This is a genomic window from Nocardia sp. NPDC047648, assembly GCF_040642815.1.
GTDB lineage: Bacteria > Actinomycetota > Actinomycetes > Mycobacteriales > Mycobacteriaceae > Nocardia > Nocardia gamkensis.
Genome location: NZ_JBEYSX010000005.1, coordinates 48130 through 69002, shown reverse-complemented (window position 1 = coordinate 69002; position 20873 = coordinate 48130). Strand labels below are relative to the sequence as shown.

General features: G+C 65.6%; 18 protein-coding genes and 3 pseudogenes. 14 read left to right on the top strand and 7 right to left on the bottom strand.

Annotated elements, in window-relative coordinates; all coding sequences use genetic code 11:
• Positions 1–45: 45 nt before the first annotated feature.
• The 3 genes from ABZ803_RS13305 to ABZ803_RS13295 form a co-directional block, all read right to left on the bottom strand.
• A complete protein-coding gene (locus ABZ803_RS13305) occupies positions 46–660 on the bottom strand; it encodes a class I SAM-dependent methyltransferase (protein WP_357036518.1) in 615 nt (204 codons plus the stop codon).
• Between the two features lie 120 nt (positions 661–780).
• Positions 781–1464, bottom strand: coding sequence for a hypothetical protein (locus ABZ803_RS13300; RefSeq protein ID WP_357036515.1), 684 nt, complete (start codon positions 1462–1464; stop codon positions 781–783).
• A 137-nt stretch (positions 1465–1601) separates the two neighbouring features.
• On the bottom strand, positions 1602–1892 hold the full coding sequence (locus ABZ803_RS13295; RefSeq protein WP_357036512.1) for a hypothetical protein: 291 nt from the start codon (positions 1890–1892) through the stop codon (positions 1602–1604).
• Between the two features lie 859 nt (positions 1893–2751).
• Between ABZ803_RS13295 and ABZ803_RS13290 the strand changes: the two genes are divergently transcribed.
• A complete protein-coding gene (locus ABZ803_RS13290; RefSeq protein WP_357036509.1) occupies positions 2752–3300 on the top strand; it encodes a hypothetical protein in 549 nt (182 codons plus the stop codon).
• Between the two features lie 110 nt (positions 3301–3410).
• On the opposite strand, the gene ABZ803_RS13285 is transcribed toward ABZ803_RS13290, so the two are convergent.
• Entirely contained in the window at positions 3411–4928 is a 1518-nt protein-coding gene (locus ABZ803_RS13285; protein ID WP_357036506.1) for an aminotransferase class V-fold PLP-dependent enzyme, read from the bottom strand.
• 1212 nt (positions 4929–6140) lie between these two features.
• Between ABZ803_RS13285 and ABZ803_RS13280 the strand changes: the two are divergent.
• From ABZ803_RS13280 to ABZ803_RS13230, 11 genes and pseudogenes are all read left to right on the top strand, one after another.
• A pseudogene (locus tag ABZ803_RS13280) lies at positions 6141–6608 on the top strand (general stress protein).
• A gap of 3 nt (positions 6609–6611) precedes the next feature.
• The gene (dnaK, locus tag ABZ803_RS13275) at positions 6612–8495 is read left to right on the top strand and encodes a molecular chaperone DnaK (protein WP_357036503.1); all 1884 of its coding nucleotides are present in this window, start codon (positions 6612–6614) and stop codon (positions 8493–8495) included.
• Positions 8496–8503: 8 nt separating this feature from the next.
• Positions 8504–9019, top strand: a complete 516-nt coding sequence (locus tag ABZ803_RS13270; protein ID WP_357036500.1) for a nucleotide exchange factor GrpE — start codon at positions 8504–8506, stop codon at positions 9017–9019.
• A gap of 6 nt (positions 9020–9025) precedes the next feature.
• Positions 9026–9931, top strand: coding sequence for a J domain-containing protein (locus tag ABZ803_RS13265; protein ID WP_357036497.1), 906 nt, complete (start codon positions 9026–9028; stop codon positions 9929–9931).
• A pseudogene (locus ABZ803_RS13260) lies at positions 9928–10256 on the top strand (chaperone modulator CbpM). Before ABZ803_RS13265 ends, ABZ803_RS13260 begins: the two are co-directional and overlap by 4 nt.
• Positions 10238–12871, top strand: coding sequence for an ATP-dependent chaperone ClpB (gene clpB / locus ABZ803_RS13255; RefSeq protein ID WP_357036494.1), 2634 nt, complete (start codon positions 10238–10240; stop codon positions 12869–12871). Before ABZ803_RS13260 ends, clpB begins: the two are co-directional and overlap by 19 nt.
• A gap of 14 nt (positions 12872–12885) precedes the next feature.
• A complete protein-coding gene (gene trxA, locus ABZ803_RS13250) occupies positions 12886–13338 on the top strand; it encodes a thioredoxin (protein WP_357036491.1) in 453 nt (150 codons plus the stop codon).
• Positions 13335–13601, top strand: coding sequence for a UBP-type zinc finger domain-containing protein (locus ABZ803_RS13245; protein WP_357036488.1), 267 nt, complete (start codon positions 13335–13337; stop codon positions 13599–13601). Before trxA ends, ABZ803_RS13245 begins: the two co-directional genes overlap by 4 nt.
• On the top strand, positions 13579–15303 hold the full coding sequence (locus tag ABZ803_RS13240; protein ID WP_357036486.1) for an FAD-dependent oxidoreductase: 1725 nt from the start codon (positions 13579–13581) through the stop codon (positions 15301–15303). The genes ABZ803_RS13245 and ABZ803_RS13240 overlap by 23 nt, the downstream gene beginning before the upstream one ends.
• Positions 15304–15316: 13 nt before the next feature.
• On the top strand, positions 15317–15757 hold the full coding sequence (locus ABZ803_RS13235) for a DUF1931 family protein (RefSeq protein ID WP_357037177.1): 441 nt from the start codon (positions 15317–15319) through the stop codon (positions 15755–15757).
• 236 nt (positions 15758–15993) lie between these two features.
• Positions 15994–16251: a transposase gene (locus tag ABZ803_RS13230; protein ID WP_357036483.1), complete on the top strand. Its 258-nt coding sequence runs from the start codon at positions 15994–15996 to the stop codon at positions 16249–16251.
• 61 nt (positions 16252–16312) lie between these two features.
• Here ABZ803_RS13230 and ABZ803_RS13225 read toward each other — a convergent pair whose 3' ends face one another.
• From ABZ803_RS13225 to ABZ803_RS13215, 3 genes are all read right to left on the bottom strand, one after another.
• Complete coding sequence (locus tag ABZ803_RS13225) at positions 16313–17344, bottom strand: hypothetical protein (protein ID WP_357036480.1); 1032 nt, start codon at positions 17342–17344, stop codon at positions 16313–16315.
• A 428-nt stretch (positions 17345–17772) separates the two neighbouring features.
• Positions 17773–18204 carry an excalibur calcium-binding domain-containing protein gene (locus ABZ803_RS13220; RefSeq protein WP_357036477.1) on the bottom strand — a complete coding sequence of 144 codons (432 nt, stop codon included), beginning with the start codon at positions 18202–18204 and terminating at the stop codon, positions 17773–17775.
• A gap of 402 nt (positions 18205–18606) precedes the next feature.
• The gene (locus ABZ803_RS13215; RefSeq protein WP_357036474.1) at positions 18607–19743 is read right to left on the bottom strand and encodes a hypothetical protein; all 1137 of its coding nucleotides are present in this window, start codon (positions 19741–19743) and stop codon (positions 18607–18609) included.
• Between the two features lie 624 nt (positions 19744–20367).
• On the opposite strand from ABZ803_RS13215, the pseudogene ABZ803_RS13210 reads away from it, so the two are divergent.
• Positions 20368–20672 (top strand): annotated as a pseudogene (locus tag ABZ803_RS13210) (transposase); the annotation flags it as partial.
• Complete coding sequence (locus ABZ803_RS13205) at positions 20567–20869, top strand: transposase (protein ID WP_357036471.1); 303 nt, start codon at positions 20567–20569, stop codon at positions 20867–20869. The pseudogene ABZ803_RS13210 and the gene ABZ803_RS13205, both read left to right, overlap by 106 nt.
• The last annotated feature ends 4 nt before the right edge of the window (positions 20870–20873 follow it).

The window sequence follows — 20873 nt, the reverse complement described above, 5'->3', positions numbered from 1 at the left end:
GATCGTGTCGGTCGCCCGGTTCCCCTGCCCTTGAGGTGCGCGGGCTTAGCTTGCGCGCGAGAACACCGCCACCAGAAAGTCGGACTCGTCGGTGAATGGGCGTAGATCCCACGTCGAAAGCCGCAAATCCATTGTGAGCCCGGCTTCCTCGGTGTCGGCCAGGAACTGCGCGAACTCGTAACCGCGATCGGCACCGAAGCCCACAACCACCCGACCGGTCGGCGCGAGATGGCGGGCGAACCCGGCCAGCACCGCCTCCCGGGTGGACGGCGCCAGAAATGTCATCACGTTCCCCGCGCACACGATGACATCGAAGTCGGCGGCGATCCCACGGCGCGGTAAGTCCAACTCGGCGAGATCACCGACTACCCAGGTCGGACCGGGATGGTCCTGCTCCGCCGCGGCGATCAACACCGGATCGACGTCGACCCCGACCACCGCGTGACCAGCTCGATGCAAGTAGCCACCCACACGTCCCGGCCCGCACCCCGCATCCAGGACCCGCCCCCCACGGTCGAGCATCGCGTCGACCATACGCGCCTCGCCGACGATATCCCTGCCCTCATCCGCCATTGTCCGGAACCGCTCCACGTACCACGTCGAATGCGCAGGGTCAGCGGCAGTGATCTCCTCCCACTGGCTGGGCGTACGTCCGCTCATCCTCTGTTCCTCCTCACCGGGCCCACCCCCGCTCCACTGTGCCACCGCCGCGCCGATCCTCGGTACGCGCCCCGACGACACCCGCCGCCGCTGCAGCCCTCCACCGGACCTGCATCGTATTCATGACTGTGGCCCTTCGGAATTCGATGGATCGGCGCTGCGTTTCTGGACGCGGAGGCGACGGCGCAGGTTGGCGAACTGCCGAGTTTGCATGATCAAGTGGGCGGGCTGACCGAACAGGAAATCGGCCACCGCCATGATCGGCCGAGGCGCATCACGCCCGAGGGTGCGCACTACCAGGCGAGTGCGTCCGCCGGGCAACTCGGTCAGGTGGAAGCCCCAAACTCCCTGGGTGAACATCCGGGGGAGCGGCCCGCTTGGGTCGAACGGGCGGCCGCCGGGCAACGCCAGGTCGCTGCGCAGCACCAACGTCGTGGGGCGATCCGCGATCGCCACCGTGAAGTAGGCGCGTCCGCCGACCGTCGCGTCGACCCGGTCGCCCTCGCGCAGTTCCTGCCACTCCGGTTCGATCCGCATCGAACTCGGTCGACCGCCGTTGTCCAGACGATCCCAGCTGTACCAGCCGGCACGGTCGGCGCCCATTTGGACGAGCCAGCGCCAGACCTCGTCCCGAGGCGCCTGGAAGGTCGTTGCCATGGTGGAGCAAGCTGTCGGAGCGGGTACGAGCGTGTCACCGGGGTACTCGGCCGCCGCCTCTGCCGGGGTAGCGCCCCAGCGCAACAACCGATGCCGCAGGCCCAACGCTGCCGCACCCGCGGCCAACAGGGGAACGGTCCATCGCATGTCGTGTCCTCGAGTCAGGTGTTCGCGCATTCAGCTCAGCAGACCGAGCTTCGTGCCCGACAGGGCCGATGGTCCCGAGAAGTACCGAGCGTCGACGAAGAAACCGGGGCGTGCCGACCCTCGCAGCGAATTGATCTTCATTCGAGCGATGCGCGCACCGAGGCCTGCGGCTGCGACCCACTCGGCGAGCGACGTCGTAGGCGCTCATGCTCGAGCCAGAACACCGCGACGCTCGAGACGAAGCACAGCACGGTGGCTATGGCGCCGAAAACGACCCAGCCGGTCAGTCCTTCTCCGGCTATGGTGAGGGTGGATGCCAGGCCGAGTACTCCGACGATGAACAACACGATGCCGGGGATGTTGTACGGATCGGCGAGGCTTTCTCCCGGTTTGGCGTGGTAAGGCCGGCCGGATGTGATGTCGCTCATGGTGATTCCTTCGAGTCGGTGAAGCGGGGCCGCGGCCGGGCGGATGCCGCGGCCCGTGATCACCATGCCTGCCCGGGCGATCCGGCTAGCAGAGTCCTTGGTCCCCGTGCGGCCGGACCAAGGTCGATCCCACCGCGGGAGGCGTGGATTGCGCGGCGGTCATCGCTTCGATCGCTGTTGTCCGGACTTGGCCAAGATCCCTTCCGGACAACTGTGCTTACGGTGGTGGGGTGAGCAGGCGTGGCGGACCGTGGCGGTTCCTGGGGTGGGTTGCTGGAGTGTCACTTCCGTTCTTCGTGCTGGGCGCGGTAGGCGGGGAGGTCGGGATCGGGTCGATGCGGTTGCCGGCCAGCGCGGCGATGATGCTGGTCCCCGGTGCGGTCGCTGTGGGTTTGCCGGGGGGAGGGCGGTGACGCGGCGGTGGCGGGTCTGCTGCGGCGTCTCATGCACCGTCCCCGCCCACCGTGGCGCTGGTATGTGCTGGCGGCGCGGGTTATGTCCCCGCAATCGGTGCCAAGCACGCCCGCGGCCCGGAGTTGAAGAGCGGATGCATCGAGAAGGCCGACGCAACGACGACGACCTGCTGTCCACGTCCCGCCGACGCACAGCGAGAACGCGCAGATCGGCCACGCTCGGCCGAGCGCGGAGAGAGGTACAGCCGGTGTTGCTCGCCTCTGCTACTCGTGCCGTATGCGGGTGGCACCGGATTGCGCGTCTCGCCTGTCCGGCGGTCGATTGCGTACGCGCGGTGCACAGGGCGTCTCCGCAACGCCGCAGTGCGTGGGAACCGGATCCGCGGTCGGTAGCCGGTTAATGTCTGGATCGGACATCAGACAAGCAGGAACGACCAAGGAGACGCATGTTTTCTCGATATCGTCTGGCCGGAGCTGTTGTTCTCGCAAGCGCGTCGCTCGGGGTGGTCCCGTTCGCCGCTCCGGGCGACGCAGCGCCGCCCGGTGGCGCGACCGCGGCCCCCATGATCACCTGCGCCGAGCAGGGCACCGTGCAGTGGGCCGGATCGGGGTTGGGCGCGATACCGTCGAAGGTCGAGTGGACGGCTACCACCCAATTCACCGACTGTATGGGTTCTGCCGTCGACGAAGGGAAGCCGTACCCGGTAAGCATGGTCGAGCAGGGCTTCGAAGTCGCCGCCTGTGATGGGAAAGTCGGCGTCCACCAGGGCACCGGGACAATCACCTGGTCTGATGGCAGCACCAGCACGATCAGCAGCGCAGCCGCGGGCAATCAGAGCAAATCCAAGGGCTCGGGTCCGGCCTTGTTCCCGATCGTGATCGTGTCGGGTACCTACGCGGGACATAGCGCCTCCGATGACAACACCGTGAGCACCGCGCAGTCCTGCCCCGGCGTCACCGAAGCACAGCTCATCGGCACATTCACCGTCGACTGACTATTCAAGATATGGGCGAGTGCCGCCGAAGGGCGCTTCGGCGGCACTCGCCCCCTAGTGTCCAGCGCCGCTGTACCGAAGTGCTGTGACGGTGCTGGACGGTTGGCGCGTCAGTGCCGTGCGATGCCTGCTTGCTCGCTCAGCAGCGCCCAGGCGGCGGCGACGTGCTCGCTGCGGGTGGCAGTGCCGCCGATGGCCAGCCGGAGTGCGAATGCGCCACGAACCTTGGTATGCGACAGCAGAACTCGCCCGGACGAGTTGACCGCATCGAGCAGTTCACGATTCGCCGAATCGTCGCCGCGCAACCGGAAACAGACCAGCGACAGCGGATGGGGAGCCAGCACTTCGAAGCGCTCATCCACTCCGACCCAGGAGGCGAACCGCTGGGCCAGTGCCACACTGTGCCGAATATGCTCCCGCAACCCGGCCGCGCCGTACCAGCGGATCACCGCCCACAGCTTCAACGCTCGGAACCTACGCCCCAGCGGCACCTGCCAATCCCGGTAGTCCACTACCGCACCCGATTCGCTGGCACCGTTGCGCAGGTATTCCGGCAGTACCGACAGCGCCCCGGTCAGAGCGCCGCGATCAGCGACGTAACAGGCGTCGAAGTCCAAGGCCGTGAGCAGCCATTTGTGCGGATTGGTCGCATACGAATCGGCGAACTCGGCCACGCCGGCATGGATCCACCGCAGCTCCGGGCAGATCGCGGCGACGCCCGCATACGCCGCGTCCACATGCAGCCAGGCGCCGTACTCGCGACAGACCGGGCCGATGAGCTCCACCGGATCGATCGCACCGGTAGAGGTAGTACCCACCGTCGCCATCACCAGCACGGGAGTGAACCCCGCTCGCACGTCGTCTTCCATCGCGGCACGAAGTGCCCGCGGGTCCATCGACAGGTCGGCGCGGGTCTCGATGAAGCGCACCGCCGAGGAGCCGATACCGGTGATGCGCGCGGTCTTTTCGAAGCCGCAGTTGGCCTCGGTGGAGGTGTAGACGACGTAGCGGCCACGGTCGATACCGTCGCGTGCCACCTGCCCGTCGGAGGCCCGGTTCAACGCCGCGAGCATCGTGACCAGCATCGCGGTAGAGGCGCTGTCCTGAACGACACCGCCGCCGGTGCCGGCGAAGGTGAAGCGTTCGGGCAGGCCGAGCAGCCCGGCGAGCCAGTCGAGGACATGCTGTTCCAACTCGGTACAGGCCGGGCTGGTCTGCCAGAGCATTCCCTGCACGCCCAAGCCGGAGGCCAACAGATCGGCCAGCGCCGCCGGACCTGACGCACCCGTCGGGTAATAGGCGAAGAAACCGGGATGCTGCCAATGGGTCAGGCCGGGCACGATGACGCGATCCATGTCGTCGAGCAGGTCGGAAAACGGCTCGCCCGATTCCGGTGGCGACGACGGCAGTTGCGCACGCACCGCACCGGGCGGCACCGTCGACAACACCGGCAGCGACTCCACTCGCTCCCAGTAGTCGGCCACCCAATCCACCACCGCGCGGCCGTGTTCCCGAAACTCCGCCGCGGTCATATGCCGAGGCGGCGGATCGTCGACGGGCTGCGTGCCTGGACCGCAGGACGCGCCGACATCCTGGTGGGTGTGCAGCTCTGGAGGGGTGCTCGCCACAGGCAAAGGGTAGATGTCGGCACACCGATCAGTGTCGATGCGGCGGCAAAGCGTGTCGCTCGGACGAATCAATCGACGAGACCCGCCGGAACAACGGTGTGCCGTCGTCGGCGCGACCCCAGATCACCGGACCTCAGCCCGGTTGCCGGGTCGGCGGCCGTCCGTAGCAAGACCGGCCGAGTGCCCTTCATCCACGAATCCACGAAGACGAAGACGTCGTCCGGATCGACTCCTGTTCGCGCCAGCACCTGAGCGAGCGCCCAGTGCCACTCGATCGCCGCATACTCGGACTACCGTAGAGACTACGCGTCCAGGAGGGGCGAACTTCCTGGGTCCACTTCAGCACCGGGTGCGCAGAGACGGTTGCTATACGTGACCACGGAGTCGAGGCATTCTGCTGATCAGTGCGCTGCCGGCAGTGCTGAGCCGTGGCGTGGCGTGGCGTGGCAGAACTTCAATAGCCCGACTTACACCACGGGCGGCCGTATCACCCCTGGCTCTGTGGATCCCTGGCTGGCTGAAGCTGCTGATTCTGGACGAGCCGACCTCAGGTCTGGATCCGATCGGCCAGAGGATCTTCCTGGACATGGTCGCCGAGGCAGTGCCCTGAGGCGGTATGGCTGACGCGGAGACCGGCTACCCGGAGGCGATGCGTGAGGCGTTGCGATCGAACGATATGACCTCCGCGGCAGGATATCTCGGGCTCCGAAGTCACCTTCGGTGCCCGGACGATCGCCGGCGACGAGGAATCCGATGAGCGGGACGACGATGCCTCGTCGGTCGAGTCCTCGCGCAGGTGGCCGCTGTTCCTCGCTACAGGGGGCATGGAGCTGTGACTCCCGGTGCTCTCGTGACTATACTGTGTGGCGTAATTGGCTTCCTCCTTTCGACTTGCTGGGACCTTGTCATACCGCTGCGAAGATCCTTCGAATCGGAAGTTCTACTCGTGGAAGCACCGGAGTAGTGGCTGATGCCCGGATTGTGCGCACCGGCCGCCTCGAGCGGGTTCCGGCAGGCATTTGCGCCCCGGGTGTTGACGCCACCGTCTCCCGTTCTGTCGACGCCCACAGGCGGACGAAGACTGAGCCGTCCGTGAGTTCAAGCGGTTGACCGACCGGCAGGATGCCGAACTGGTACGCGCCGGCTCGGCGAACACCGAATCATCGGCGCCCAGGGGGCGTGATGTGAGGGCCCGGTCGTGAGACCTCCGCGATACGTCGGAACCAACCTGCCCGCCAGGTAATAGCAACGTTCGACAACTACGCCGACACTGAAAGCGCTGTCGACTATCTCTCCGACCAGCATTTCACGGTCGACAAATCGGCCATCCTCGGACGCGACATCGAGCTGGTCGAGCAGGTCGTCGGCCGATTGAACTACGGCCGGACCGCTCTGCGAGGCTGCGCTGACGGGCGCACTGTTCGGCTGGATCTTCGGATTACTCGACTGGGTCCAGCCGATGCTTCACACGTCTCATGCTCGCCTGCTACGGGCTGGTGTTCGGCGCTGTTGTCGGCGCGCGCCCTGCTCGGCCTGCTCATGTTCGCGCTGCAGGGCGGTCGGCCCGACTTCACCTCAATCCAGTCGTTACAACCACGTCACTACGAAGTTCTCGCCGATGTCGAGGTCGCGGACGAAGCCGTCCGCCTGCTCACCGGCCGGACCAATCGAAAGGAATGAGTCATGGCGACCGCTGTAGGTATCGACCTGGGCACCACGAACTCGGTCATCGCAAGCTGGCAAGGCGGCGAGCCGGTGGTGATCTCCAATGCCGAGGGAGCGCGGACGACGCCGTCGGTAGTGGCGTTCACCGAGAGCGGGGAGCGGCTGGTGGGTCAGCTCGCCCGACGGCAGGCGATCTTGAATCCGAAGGGCACAATATACTCCGCGAAACGCTTCATCGGACGTCACTACGACGAGGTCTCCGAGGAGGCCAAAGCGGTCAGTTTCGACGTCGTGCCGGGTGACAACGGTGAGGCTCGATTCGACGTGCGGGGCAAGAAGTACGCGCCGGAGGAGATCAGTGCCCTCGTGCTGCGCAAGCTCGTCGACGACGCGAGCAAGTTCCTCGGTGAGAAGGTCAAAGAAGCGGTCATCACCGTTCCCGCGTACTTCAACGACGCGCAGCGCAACGCCACCAAGGACGCCGGACGGATCGCAGGTCTCGAGGTTTTGCGGATCATCAACGAGCCGACCGCCGCGGCACTGGCATACGGCATGGACAAGCAGACCCACGAGACCGTGCTGGTCTTCGACCTCGGCGGCGGCACTTTCGATGTGAGCCTGCTCGACGTCGGCGATGGAGTGGTCGAGGTTCGTGCCACGGCCGGCGACTCCCACCTCGGCGGCGACGACTTCGACCGACGTCTGGTGGACTACCTCGCCGACGAGTTCCAACGGGCGGAGAACATCGATCTGCGCAAGGATGCCCAGGCGTTGCAGCGCCTCTTCGAGGCAGCAGAGAAAGCCAAGGTCGAGCTGTCCTCGGTGACGCAGGCCCAGGTCAACCTGCCCTTCGTCACCGCTGACGCGAACGGTCCCAAGCACCTCACCACCACGATCATGCGATCGAAGTTCGAGGATCTGACGGCGGATCTGGTGGAACGCTGCCTCGGCCCGGTGAAGCAGGCGATGAGTGACGCCAAGGTCACCGCCAACGACATCGACGAGGTGATTCTGGTCGGTGGTTCGACACGTATTCCGGCGGTGCAGGCGCTGGTTCGCCGGCTCACCGGCGGCAAGGACCCCAACATGAGCGTCAACCCGGACGAGGTCGTGGCGCTCGGCGCCGCAGTCCAGGCGGGTGTACTCAAGGGCGAGGTCTCCGATGTGCTGCTGCTCGATGTCACCCCGCTGTCCCTCGGCGTCGAGACCCAGGGCGGGGTGATGACCAAGATCATCGAGCGCAACACGACGATCCCGGTCCGGCGCAGTGAAGTGTTCGCCACCGCGGAAGACAATCAGCCCGCCGTGGATATCGTGGTCCTGCAGGGCGAACGCGAACGGGCCGCCGACAACCGGGTGCTCGGTCGGTTCCGGCTCGAAGACATCCGCCCCGCGCCCCGTGGCGAGGCCCAAGTCGAAGTCACGTTCGACATCGACGCCAACGGCATCCTGCACGTCACCGCCCGCGACAAGGACACCGGCAAGGAGCAGGGCATCACGATCAGTGAGCAGGGCAACCTCGACCAGAGTGAGGTCGAGCGCATGCTCGCGGAAGCCGAACGGAACCGCGCCGAAGACGAGGCGCTGCGAAAGGCGGTCGACGCGCGCAACGCGCTCGATTCAGTTGCCTATCAAGTGGAACGGCGACTCGCCGAACTCGGCGACAGTGCCCCACCGCACGACAAGGCACGCGCCGAGATGCTGATCGCCGACGCCAGGAAAGCCGTGGAAGACAATGCTCCACCCGCGGAGGTAGAGCCACTCACCTCCGAGCTGCAGCAGCTGCTCTACGGGCTCGCACCGGTCCAGTCCGGCGGCGGAGACGGACACCAGGCAGGCGGCGGAGACGCTGCGTCGTCGGATGACGACGACGTGATCGACGCCGAATTCGATCGAAGCTGAGGCACGCGATGGAAAGGTCTGCAGATCATTCGACGACCGAGTCGGCTACCGACGGGGATCAGACCGAGACGGCGCCGGATCGCACCGACACGGGGCCCGAGCTGGCTCAACTCGAGGACCGCTGGCGCAGGGCCCTTGCAGATCTGGACAACCTGCGCAAGCGGTTTGCCAAGGATCTGGACCGTGCCCGCGCCGCGGAGGTGGCGAAGGTTTCCGCTGCGTGGCTCCCGGTGCTGGACAATTTGGAGCTCGCGCTGGCCCATGCGGGCAGCGATCCCCAGGCCGTCGTCGAGGGCGTGAAGGCGATCCGGGACCAGGCGGTACAGGTGCTGGCCCAGCTCGGCTTCGAGCGCCACGACGAGGTCGGTGTGCCGTTCTCCCCGGAGCTACACGAAGTGGTCAGCGTGGTGTCCCAACCCGACGTTCCCTCCGGGACCGTGATCGAGGTCTTGCGCCCGGGCTATGGAGAGGACGGTCGGCAGTTGCGTCCCGCCTCGGTGGTCGTCAGCCGACCCGAGGGGTGAGCACCCATGGCGCGTGACTACTACGAAGTGCTCGGTGTCCCGCGCGGCGCCGGCACCGACGAAATCCAGCAGGCGTACCGCAAGCTGGCGCGCAAATATCACCCCGACGTGAACAAGGACCCCACTGCGGAGGACAAGTTCAAGGAGGCCAACGAGGCCTACCAGGTGTTATCCGACCCGGACACCCGGAAACGCTACGACCGATTCGGTGACGACTTCCGGCGTGTGCCCGAGGACTACGACGAACGGGTCCGGGCAAGCACCGGGCGGTACGGCGGCGCGGGCAGAAGGGTGCACTTCGGTCAAGGTTTCGGTGGCGAGGGCGCGGTCGACTTCGAGGACCTCTTCGGGCAGATGTTCGGCGGCGCCGGCGGGTACGGGCCGATTCCCGGCGCCGACCAGGAAGCGGAACTGGAACTGACTCTGGAACAGGCGTATCGGGGCGGCAAACACACACTCGGACTGGACGGACGCCAGTACGACGTCGACATTCCCGCCGGTGTCCTGGACGGCCAGAGAATCCGGCTGGCCGGGCAAGGCGGGCGGAGCAACGGTGACGCGCCGCCCGGGGATCTGTACCTCGTAGTGCGGATCAAGCCGCATCCCCGGTTCCGGGTACAGGGCCGGGACATCTATGTGGACCTGCCCGTATCGCCATGGGAGGCGGTGCTCGGGTCGACCGTCGTCGTTCCCACCCCGGGTGGCGAAGCGAAAGTCAAAGTGGCGCCGGGCTCGTCGACAGGAAGGAAGCTGCGGCTGCGCGGAGAAGGAATGCCCAATCCGCGTGGCCCCAACGGCAACCTCTACGCCGAGATTAAGGTGATGGTGCCGTCGAAACCGACAGCCCGCGAACGTGAGCTGTTCGAGCAGTTGGCCACCGAATCGAACTTCGATCCGAGGAAAGCGACATGAGCACCCCGACCCCGGTCACCCAGTACGTATTGGTTCGCCGTCCCGGATTGTCGCCAGATGCCTTCGCCGAACGTACCGGGCTGCACCCGGACCTGGCACGAAGGCTTGTGGCGCTCGGCCTGCTCGACGCCCACCGAGACGTCGGCGGCGCGATGTCGTTCGAACCATCCGAAGTGGTCCAGGCCGCCCGCATCCAACGGCTGCGGACCGGTCTGGGCTTGAACTACTCGGCAATCGGGCTCGTGCTCGATCTGCTGGATCGAATCGAGAGACTCGAAGCAGCTTCCCGCGGAAGGAGGGCACCCCATGGACACCGGCAGCCTGACTGAAAGGTCACGAGAAGCCCTGCAGGAAGCCCAGAATGTAGCGACCAGAATGGGTCACACCGAGGTCGACGGAGAGCACCTGCTGCTCGCGTTGGTCGATCAGCGGGAAGGGCTGGTACCTCGACTGCTCGAGCAGGCCGGCGCCAACATCGATGCCCTGCGATCCGATCTGGAACGTGAACTCTCGCGCAGGCCGAAGGTCAGCGGCCCCGGCGCGTCGCCCGGTCAGGTGATGATCACCCAGCGCCTGGCCAAGCTGCTCGACGCCGCGGAGCGGGAGGCGAAGCGACTCAAGGATTCCTACGTGTCCGTGGAGCATCTCGTGATGGCCCTCTCCGAGGAGGGGTCGGCCACTGCGGCAGGTCGGATCCTCGCCGGTCATGGGGTCACGCGAGAGTCCTTCCTCACCGCCTTGACCAAAGTGCGCGGCCATCAGCGCGTCACATCGGCGACCCCGGAAGGGGCGTACGAGGCGCTGGAGAAGTACGGACGCGATCTCGTCTCCGGGGCCCGGTCGGGCGACCTCGATCCCGTCATCGGTCGAGATGCCGAGATCCGCAGGGTAACGCAGATCCTGAGCCGGAAGACGAAGAACAATCCGGTGCTGATCGGCGACCCCGGCGTCGGTAAGACGGCGATCGTGGAGGGCCTCGCCCAGCGGATCGTCCGCGGCGACGTGCCCGAGGGCCTGCGCGACAAGACGATCTTCTCGCTCGACATGGGTTCGCTGGTGGCCGGCGCGAAGTACCGCGGCGAGTTCGAGGAGCGACTGCAGGCGGTGCTGTCCGAGGTGAAGGCGGCCGAGGGGCGCATCCTGTTGTTCGTCGACGAGTTACATACCGTTGTGGGCGCGGGATCAGTCGGCGGCGACGGGTCTCTCGACGCCGGCAACATGCTCAAGCCGATGCTCGCCCGCGGCGAACTACACATGATCGGTGCCACCACTCTCGACGAGTATCGCAAGCACATCGAATCCGATGCGGCACTGGAACGTCGCTTCCAGACCGTTCTCGTCGACGAGCCCAGCATCGAGGATGCGATCTCGATTCTGCGCGGACTTCGGGAACGCCTCGAGGTGTTTCACGGCGTGAAGATCAAGGACGGCGCCCTGGTTGCCGCCGTGACCCTCTCGCACCGGTACATCACAGACCGCTTCCTTCCGGACAAGGCGATCGACCTGGTCGATGAGGCATGCGCTCGGCAACGCACAGAAATCGATTCGATGCCCGCCGAACTCGACGAGCTCACCCGGAAAGTGACCCGGCTGGAGATCGAAGAGGCCGCGCTGTCGAAGGAAACGGACGCGGCCAGCAAGGCACGCCTCGAAGAGCTGCGCAAGGAGCTGGCCGACCTACGGGCCGAGGCCGACGCCAGGCACGCTCAGTGGGAGGCCGAGCGGCAGGCGATCCGGCGGGTGCAGGAGCTGCGGGGAGAGCTGGAACGGTTGCGCCACGAGGCCGAGGAGGCAGAGCGCAACTACGACCTCAACCGGGCCGCCGAGTTGCGATACGGCGAGATCACCGAGCTGGAACGCAGACTCAGGGCGGCGGAGGAGCAACTGGCCACCAGGCAGGGCCGGACCCCGTTGCTGCGTGAAGTGGTCACCGAAGACGAGATCGCAGAGATCGTGGCCGCATGGACGGGCATCCCGGTCGCCCGGCTGCAGGAAGGCGAGCGGGAGAAGCTGTTGAAGCTCGACGAGATTCTGCACGAGAGGGTCGTCGGCCAGGACGAGGCGGTGCAACTGGTCGCAGACGCGGTGATCCGGGCGAGGTCGGGTATCCGTGACCCGCGCCGGCCGATCGGTTCGTTCATCTTCCTGGGCCCAACGGGCGTGGGAAAGACCGAGCTCGCAAAGACACTGGCCAGTGCCCTCTTCGACAGCGAAGACAACATGGTGCGCCTGGACATGAGCGAGTACCAGGAGCGGCACACGGTGAGCAGGCTCATCGGTGCGCCCCCCGGGTACGTCGGATACGACGAGGGCGGCCAGCTCACCGAAGCGGTGCGCCGCAAGCCGTATTCCGTAGTGCTCTTCGATGAGATCGAGAAGGCCCACGCCGACGTCTTCAATACCCTGCTGCAGGTGCTCGATGACGGCCGGATCACCGATTCTCGAGGCAGGCAGGTCGATTTCCGGAACACGGTGATCATCATGACCTCCAACATCGGATCCCAGTATCTCCTCGAGGGAGTCACAGCCGATGGCGAGATCAAACCGGATGCCCGGGGGCGGGTGCTGGCGGAACTACGCGGGCACTTCCGTCCGGAGTTCCTCAACCGGGTCGACGACATCGTGTTGTTCACCCCGCTCACGCTGCCCCAGATCGAGCACATCGTGGAGCTGCAACTCACCGATCTTCGCAACAGGTTGTCGGAGCGGCAGATACACCTGGATATCACGCCGGAAGCGCGTCGGCTCATCGCCGAACACGGTTTCGACCCGGTCTACGGTGCGCGGCCGCTGCGACGGTACATCGCCCACGAGGTGGAGACCAAGATAGGTCGTGCGCTGTTGCGCGGCGAGATCGAACCGGGTGGCACCATCCGTGTCACGGTGGACGGCGGCGAACTCGCCGTCGCCTATGCGGAGCCCGCCGTCGCGGCGGCCTGAGAAGAGGTGTCGTCATGGGATCCGAAAAGGTGAAGTGCCCGCACTGCGGCAAGGTCAACAAGGTGGCGGCGGCAGGGGAAGGAAAACCGCGCTGCGGGAACTGCCATGAGCCACTGCCCTGGATCGCCTCGGCAGGCGACGACGACTTCGCGGAGGTCGCCGAGAAATCCTCGGTGCCTGTGCTCGTCGACCTCTGGGCGACGTGGTGCGGTCCTTGCCGCATGGTCAGTCCGGCGCTCGAGCAGCTCGCCAGGGAACGCGCGGGTCAGATCAAGCTGGTGAAGATCGACGTGGATGCTGCGCCCAAGACGGCCGAACGGTTCACCGTCCGCGCCGTACCGACTCTGCTGGTGATGGACCGGGGCGAGGTCCTGGCTCGTCAGGCGGGCGCCGCTCCGGTACCACAACTGCGTACGTGGCTCGATCAGGCGCTCTCGGAAAATGCAGGCAAGGAGACGAAGCCATGACTTCAATCCATGTGGACCCACACGTGAGCGCGATCCGGCCCGTCGCACCCCGGACTCCGCAGGGCTGCGAGGAATGTCTTCGCCTCGGCACCCCGTGGGTACATCTGAGGCTGTGTCTGACGTGCGGACACGTCGGTTGCTGCGACTCCTCGCCCGGCAAGCACGCGAGCGCGCACGCTCATGTCATCGGCCATCCGATCGTCCAATCAATGGAGCCAGGTGAAGATTGGCGCTGGTGTTATGTCGACCAGAACTTCGTCTGAGGACGCCGCTCCCGTGCGCGACATTCCGCCGCTCGGCGAGACTCCCGATGAGCTCGGAGCATACCCGCGGCTGACGGACGACCAGGTCGCGACACTCGAGGTCGGTGGCACGCGTCGATCGGTTCGCCTCGGCGAGGTGCTGATCCGAGAGGGCGAACCCAGCAACGACTTCTTCGTCATCCTCTCGGGCAAGGTCGCGATCATCGACGAGGGCGACGGAGACGGCGAACGCCGGATACTGCGCGTGCACGGTCCCGGCCGATTCCTGGGCGAGCTCGGACTGTTGGAAGGCCAGGTGGCGTTCTTCACCGCCGAGGCGATCGAGGACGGCGAGATACTCGTCGTCCCGGCCGACCGGGTGCGCGCGCTGGTTTCCCACGATCCCGTGCTCAGCGATCTGATCCTGCGCGCCTACCTGGTGCGGCGGCACCTGCTGATCGGGCTGGGTTCGGGATTCCGGATCATCGGCTCCTGCTATTCACCGGATACGTTGCGGCTTCGGCAGTTCGCCATGCGAAACCGATTGCCCCACAGATGGATCGATGTGGAGCAGGACGAACGGGCGGAGCAGCTGCTGCGCAGCCTGAACGTCGCCCCCGAGGACACTCCCGTCGTGATCTGGCACGGGGAGAAGGTGCTGCGCAATCCCACGAATGCGGAACTCGCCCGCATCGTCGGGCTTCCGGTCCTGGACTCGGTCCGGGACGCAGCCCAGGACGTCTGCGACCTCGTCGTGGTGGGTGCGGGACCGGCCGGTCTGGCCGCGTCCGTGTACGGCGCCTCGGACGGGTTGAACACGGTGACATTGGAGTCGTTCGCCGCGGGCGGCCAGGCCAGTACCTCATCCCGGATCGAGAACTACCTCGGCTTCCCGGCAGGGATCTCCGGCGCCGAATTGGCGGAGCGAGCCGTGATCCAGGCCGGGAAGTTCGGCGCCCGCATCCTGGTGTCGGCGGAGGTGACCGGTGTGGGGTCCGAGGACGGCCACCACGTGCTCCGGCTGGCGGACGGCGGCACGGTTCGCGGCCGGGCCGTCGTGCTCGCCACCGGGGCGCGATACCGCAAGTTGGCGGTTCCGGGAATCGAGGTACTGGAGGGGACGAGCGTGTACTACGCCGCAACCCATCAGGAAGCGCGGATGTGCGGCACCGACCCGGTGGCCATCGTCGGCGGCGGCAACTCCGCCGGACAAGCCACCGTCTTTCTCACCGACCGTGTCTCCCACGTTCACCTGCTCATCCGCGGCGGTGACCTCGGAAAGAGCATGTCCCGATACCTCGTCGACCAGATCGAGCGCCATCCGCGCGTGACCGTCCACCGGAATACCGAGATTCGCGAGGTCCACGGTGAGAAGTACCTCGACCAGATTGTGGTCGAGAACAATCACACGGGCGAACAGGACACCCTCCGGGTACACGCCCTGTTCGTCTTCATCGGCGCGGTGCCGCACACCGGGTGGCTGGCCGACACGATCGCACTCGACGACCACGGCTTCGTCCTCACGGGCGTGGACGCGGTCCACGCCCGTGAGGACGGCAACCAGTGGATCGGCGATCGGCCATCGAGGACGCTCGAAACTAGCTCGCCCGGCCTGTTCGCTGTCGGCGACGTCCGCACCGGCTCCGTGAAACGGGTCGCCTCCGCTGTCGGTGAGGGAGCGATGGCGGTTCGCCAAATCCATGAATACTTCGACAGGAGCTGACGACATGCCAGTGATGGGTACCGTGAAATTCCAGCAATTCTTCCGGTCAGCGGCCGGTCTGCAAGTCGACCGGAACGACCTCAAACGCTATACGGATTTCATCGACGACAAGATCTACGATCTGGTCCTCATCGGCAAGGCCTCGGCGAAGGCAAACCTGAGGGACGTGATCGAACCGTGGGACCTGCCGATCACCAAAGGACTGCAGGAGAGCATCCACCGGTTCGAGAAACTCGACGAGGAGATCGAACTCCAGTCTGTGCTCGATCAACTGACGGCCCGGCCGCCGTTGGACATGGCCCTCTCCGAGGCGACCGAGCAGCGACTGCCGCTGATCGCCGGAGGCTTGAGCGTGGCGCTGGCGCACACATTCGTCACGATCGAACCGGACCGTAAGAACCCCGGGACCGCCGAATGGAACGTCGCCTTCGACATCTTCCATCTCCTGCTCTGACCATCGCCCGCACCCGGCGAACCAGTAGGTTTCTGTCTCCCGATCTGGTGGATTGCCCTGAATCGTTCTGGTAGTGGCGCATCATCGTCTGCTGTGACGGGGTTGGGGGCTGATCGGTATCGAGTGCTGACGGACGAGCAGTGGAAGTTGTTGGAGCTGTTGTTGCCCACTTCCGAGGGCCGGGTGGGCCGGAACTTCGCCACCACCGGCTGGGGGTGGAGGGGATGTTGTAGCGGTTGCAGACTGGTTCGCCGTGGCGGGATCTGCCGCCGGTGTTCGGGCCGTGGCAGACGGTGTGGAAACGGCATCGTCGTTATGTCGCGGATGGGACCTGGGATCGGATGCCGACCGCGCTGCTGGCCTTGGCCGACTCGACCGGGAATCTGGACGGTCGATTCCACGATCGTGCGGGTGCATCAGCACCGTGCCGGCGCCCGGCGCCCGGTACGACAAACTGGCCATCACCTACCGCGCCGGAGTCGTTCTGGCCCTGATCATCGAATGGCTGAGAGCCGCCGGGAAGCCGTCGACGCTATCGCCGACACCGTCACGTTGTCAGTCCGCGTGGTCGAATCGCTGGCGTTGCCGGGCCCCGTAGGCCGCCGCCTTCACGGCTTCGTCGTCCTCCACGCCTGATCCCAGCGCACCGCCCAGGGTCGCGACGGCGCCGACCAGCCAGGCCATCAGCAACAGCGTCGTCGATCCCGCGGGCCTGCCGGTGTTCTCGGTGACCATCTGCGGCGGGATCGTCCACCAAGCGGTCAGCAGCAACAGGACGAACAGCGCCGCGTGGAAGACGACGACGCCGATCGTCAGGGTGATGACTGTCGAGGCGTTGTACAGCACCGCGCGCTCTCGGGCGCCGCTCGATCCCGGACGTTCCCACAGCCTGTGTTCGATGATGAGCCAGGCGATCAGCGCCGCGCTCGCCAGCACCGTCGCCGCGCTCAACCGCCACGGCCCCATCGTGGCCGACAGTTGCCACATCGTCGGATAGGCCAGGCTGACCGCCCCGGTCGCGAAGGCCGCCATCATCACCTTCGACATGCCGGTCACCAAACGCCACGGCCGGTTGGCATAGACCATGCCCGCGAGCAGCCGCAGACGAGACAGGGCCGAGGGCGCGAGGTAATGGACGACATCGTCGTCCTGCACCCGCTCGAGCCGCTTCGCCGGTGCGTGCTGTTCCCCGGAGCGGCCGGTCACCTCGGCCACGACGGTTCGCGCCAGGTCCCGTACCCGGCGCTCGATGAACGCACCGCCCAACCCCGGGATGGAGATCACCGCGAAGCGGTCCGGCACGCTGATATCGGCCAGTACTGGCGTCGTTCCCTGGCGCCGGGGCAGATCGGTGAGGTAGATAACGACGTCCTCGGTCTCCCCACCCGGGTCGATGGCTCCGACGACCTTCGAGAACTCGGTGTCCTCGTCGATCGGGTAGGCATGACACCGCACCGACACATCCCGGGCGCCGGATGCGGCCCCGTCGCTCCGAGTGCTCGACAGCGAATCGGACAGATGTTCGGCGATCGCCGCTGGGGCCCCGGGATCGGCGATCAGCAGAATTGACGACTGTTTCCCTGCCATGGGCGCCGCCTACCCTCGCCACAAGCGGCCAAACGCCCCCGGTGTCACGCACACGCACGCCCGAGACCTCACGGCAGCCGATCCCAGGTCCCGTCCGCGGCGTAGCGACGGTACCGTTGATCCCTCGAGCGCGCCTTGGTAGAGCAGACAAACTCGCATCGCCGCGCAGGTGGGTCAGGACGGCCGTGTCTTCGTGGTGCTGCCCGATATAGACATCGGATGCGGACATGTTCTGTCGTAGGAAACCGATGCCAACCCCGTGCGGCAGCGGCGGATCCCTCGCGCTACCCAAGCCGACATCGGAAACGTGTCATTGAGTGTCCGGAGGGGGACAAATGCGCTAACCACAGAGATTGACCTGCGGAAACGGTGAGTAGATGCCCTGCTGCGCTTCCTGTACCGCGTCAGCACAAACAGCGTCGGTTGCCTTATTCGCAGGCGACGCCATCCTTATCGCGGTCCAGCTCGGATCTGTAGCCGGGTTCTCCCCGCCGGAGCGGCGCGGCACCCGCGGCCTTGGCAGCGGCGCAGTTGGAGTAGTAGACGCTGGGAGCTACCGGTCGCGGTGGCACCGGAACGACCGCCGCCGGAGGCGTCGGTACCACTGCTGCGGGCGGGACAGGGGCGACCGCAGCCGGCGGCGAAGTGGGGATCAGGGTCGCTTCCAGTGTGGTCGGCGGCAGTGGTAAGGCAGTGGTTGTCGGCGGCAGGAGCGTCGTGTGGCCAGCGGATACGACTGAAGTCGTGACCGGTGTTGTAGTGGTTGGTGTTGACGCGGTTTCGGCGCCGCAAGCGGCGGCTGTGAGCGTCACTGCCGCGCAAGAAAGGAGAGCGGCAGCAAGTCGCCGGGGTGATGTCATGGTCTCTTTCCGAGGTAGGGGTGTACGTCCGAGCGCAGGTGCATGCCGCCGCTTGCACGGAGAGGGTGACGTGTGGCCATGACGCACCGCCATGGCAGTGCACCTTGCGTTGTCGGCTTTGGTTCCGTCCCGCAGATTCTGCGTAGGGTGCAGCTCGGGAACTGCCAGCCTTATCGGAATCGGCCCGGCTTGTGTTTCGGGTATCCGACCCAGTTGGTCCGACCCTGTGTTCGCCTCGGCCGGAATGTCGGTGGTCCTGCCGGTTGCACCGTAGTCCCTTCTTTCGACTCGGTTGCTTCTGAGCCCTCAGCTCACCACCACCGCGCCCACGTCACCAACGTCACGACCCGCATAGCTAATCGGCGTTTTCGGTCGCAAAGCTTTCGCCTGCTGCAGAGTTGATCAGGACGCCCACGAGCTGTGCAGTAGCCCCTGCGCAGCGGTAACGATGTCTGTAGCGAGCTGCGAAGGAGTGGCGGTTTGGTTGGCTTCCCAGTCGCCGTAGCGGTCGGCGAGTTCTAGCAGCGAACGGAGCGATTCCGGCTGGTCGAGCTGCATCCAAGCCTGGGTCGCGATCAGTTCGACACCGATCACAGGTGGCAGATGTCCGTGTGTGATCTGACGAAGCCACCATCCAACCAGTAGGTGCCGGACATCGCACTCATCGGTGGGAATTGTTGCCACGATGTCGAGTTCGTTCAACACCCGGTCGAACAGGTCCTCGGCTTGGTCGGTCTCTGCTCGGGTGAGTCCGCCGAGCAGAGGCAGAGACTCGCTGTCGATATCGAGAACCAGTGCGACGAGGGCAGCTTCGATGAGCTTTTCCGGTTCCACTGGGCGTCGGATGAGCCGCTCCAGCCCCAGCATGCGCAATTGTTCTACGGCCTGTTCGGGGGTGACGGCGTAGGGATCCGATGGCGCGACGACCCTCAGGTCCGGTGGTCCGCCGCTGTCGCCGAGCAGGTAGTTCCAGAAGGGAACAGTTGCGTGAGCCAGGTCGAGATCGCTGGCCTGTCTCAGAAATTCGTGCCGAAGATAGTCGGAAAGGTCTAGGCCGTAGTAGATCGCGTCGGTCTGGACAATCGACAGCACCGGGTGACCCCATTGCCCGGCGATGCCGGGCAGGAACCGATGACCGAACACAGGAACCAGCTGCGGCGCGTCCTCGAGCCCGCGGCGCGCGATCTCCAGACGTCGGATCGGATCGGCGGGCCGGTCACGCCATGCTGGGTGCCAGAAACCGTTGTGTTCAACGTCGAACAACACACCTTCGGCGGGTTGAGCGAGCCACGCACCGAGAACTTCCGGGTCGTCGTGTCTCCAGTCCGGCCAGCCACGCCAGCCGGACTCACCCGGCTCGTCCACGGGAAGTCCAGCCGCCAGGAAGGCGCGGTGGTCGTCGGCGAATCGAAAGTTGTAGCGCGATTCGATGGAGTCGAATTCGCTATCGGTCAGTCCTGGTGTGACCTCGGCCGGCAGGTGTCGCTGGAGCCGGCGGGCAGATTCGATCGAGAGTCTGTCACGTCGGTGCTCATTCATGGCCGCTCGAAGACATCGCTGCCCCGCTCTGCTCGAGCAGGTTCGTCATGATCCTCACGCGAGCCCATTGTCCTCGGCTTCTTCGTCGAACCTCCCACCAGACACAGGAAGGCTGCATCCAATCGAGGGAGGAACCGTGCTCGCCTCTCGACGGCGTCATCGGCGCACGAAGATCGACGCCACAGGAAGAAACTGCCGAAAATTACTGCCACGGTTGGAGCACACCATTTCTTGCGCTCCGGCTCGGCGATTGCGAGGCTGAATGGACTGACTCAGACCGTGTCTCATGTCGCAGGTGTCGACCCAAGAGCCGGGAAGTGCGCAGGCAGTAGCCAGTTGCACTCACCACTGTCGGGGGTACACAGTCGGAGCCGGTTGATAGCATGTGTGCTGGTCGGACAGACTGCTTCGGCGTACGCGACCAGGAGGTGGTCGCCGCCATTGATATGGGTCAGGCCGGGCCGATATTTCGGGGGCAAGCGTATGGATGTCGTTTGCCGAAGACCACCTCCCACGCGCGTTCTCAAAGAACCGCTCCTGCCGTCGATGTGATTCGTGGATGTGCATGAGAATTGGTGTGCTGCATGATGTTTTGTCGTGACAGTCGCGTTCTCCAGCCGGTTGGTGCCCGACGAGCTGTGGGAACTCGTCGAGCCACTATTGCCGAAGTTCAGCCCTCGCGCATAAGGGGTGGGACCGCGCCGGTCGACCAGCGGGCGGTAATCGCAGCGGTGGTGTACGTGTTGACCAGCGGTTGTGCGTGGCGGCTGCTGCCGCCATCATTCGGTATCACCGTGCCGACAGCGCACCGACGGCTCAGCGTGTGGACCGAGGCCGGCTTGTGGCGGCGTTTACACCATGCTGTGCTGGACGAGTTGGGAAGCCAAGCCTTGATCGATTGGTCGCGCACGGTGATCGATGCGGCGTCCGCATCGCCCGCAAAGGCATCGAATCCTCCGAACGCCTCGGTAGGCACCGGTGGGTCATCGAACGGACGATCTCCTGGCTGACCGGCTACCACCGGCTCAACATCCGCTGCGACCGCAAGGCCACACACTTCCTCGGTTTCCTCACCCTCGCTGCCGCACTGACCTGCTACAAGAAACTGGTGAAATCAACCACATGAGACA

What these genes read in the sequence shown, in the direction of transcription:
- ABZ803_RS13265 (WP_357036497.1), top strand. Translation starts at nt 9,026, where the DNA reads ATGGCGCGTGACTACTACGAAGTGCTCGGTGTCCCGCGCGGCGCCGGC.
- ABZ803_RS13300 (WP_357036515.1), bottom strand. Translation starts at nt 1,464, where the DNA reads ATGCGATGGACCGTTCCCCTGTTGGCCGCGGGTGCGGCAGCGTTGGGC.
- ABZ803_RS13235 (WP_357037177.1), top strand. Translation starts at nt 15,317, where the DNA reads ATGGGTACCGTGAAATTCCAGCAATTCTTCCGGTCAGCGGCCGGTCTG.
- ABZ803_RS13290 (WP_357036509.1), top strand. Translation starts at nt 2,752, where the DNA reads ATGTTTTCTCGATATCGTCTGGCCGGAGCTGTTGTTCTCGCAAGCGCG.
- ABZ803_RS13270 (WP_357036500.1), top strand. Translation starts at nt 8,504, where the DNA reads ATGGAAAGGTCTGCAGATCATTCGACGACCGAGTCGGCTACCGACGGG.
- ABZ803_RS13305 (WP_357036518.1), bottom strand. Translation starts at nt 660, where the DNA reads ATGAGCGGACGTACGCCCAGCCAGTGGGAGGAGATCACTGCCGCTGAC.
- ABZ803_RS13295 (WP_357036512.1), bottom strand. Translation starts at nt 1,892, where the DNA reads ATGAGCGACATCACATCCGGCCGGCCTTACCACGCCAAACCGGGAGAA.
- ABZ803_RS13225 (WP_357036480.1), bottom strand. Translation starts at nt 17,344, where the DNA reads ATGGCAGGGAAACAGTCGTCAATTCTGCTGATCGCCGATCCCGGGGCC.
- ABZ803_RS13245 (WP_357036488.1), top strand. Translation starts at nt 13,335, where the DNA reads ATGACTTCAATCCATGTGGACCCACACGTGAGCGCGATCCGGCCCGTC.
- trxA (WP_357036491.1), top strand. Translation starts at nt 12,886, where the DNA reads ATGGGATCCGAAAAGGTGAAGTGCCCGCACTGCGGCAAGGTCAACAAG.
- ABZ803_RS13220 (WP_357036477.1), bottom strand. Translation starts at nt 18,204, where the DNA reads ATGACATCACCCCGGCGACTTGCTGCCGCTCTCCTTTCTTGCGCGGCA.
- ABZ803_RS13215 (WP_357036474.1), bottom strand. Translation starts at nt 19,743, where the DNA reads ATGAATGAGCACCGACGTGACAGACTCTCGATCGAATCTGCCCGCCGG.
- ABZ803_RS13240 (WP_357036486.1), top strand. Translation starts at nt 13,579, where the DNA reads ATGTCGACCAGAACTTCGTCTGAGGACGCCGCTCCCGTGCGCGACATT.
- dnaK (WP_357036503.1), top strand. Translation starts at nt 6,612, where the DNA reads ATGGCGACCGCTGTAGGTATCGACCTGGGCACCACGAACTCGGTCATC.
- clpB (WP_357036494.1), top strand. Translation starts at nt 10,238, where the DNA reads ATGGACACCGGCAGCCTGACTGAAAGGTCACGAGAAGCCCTGCAGGAA.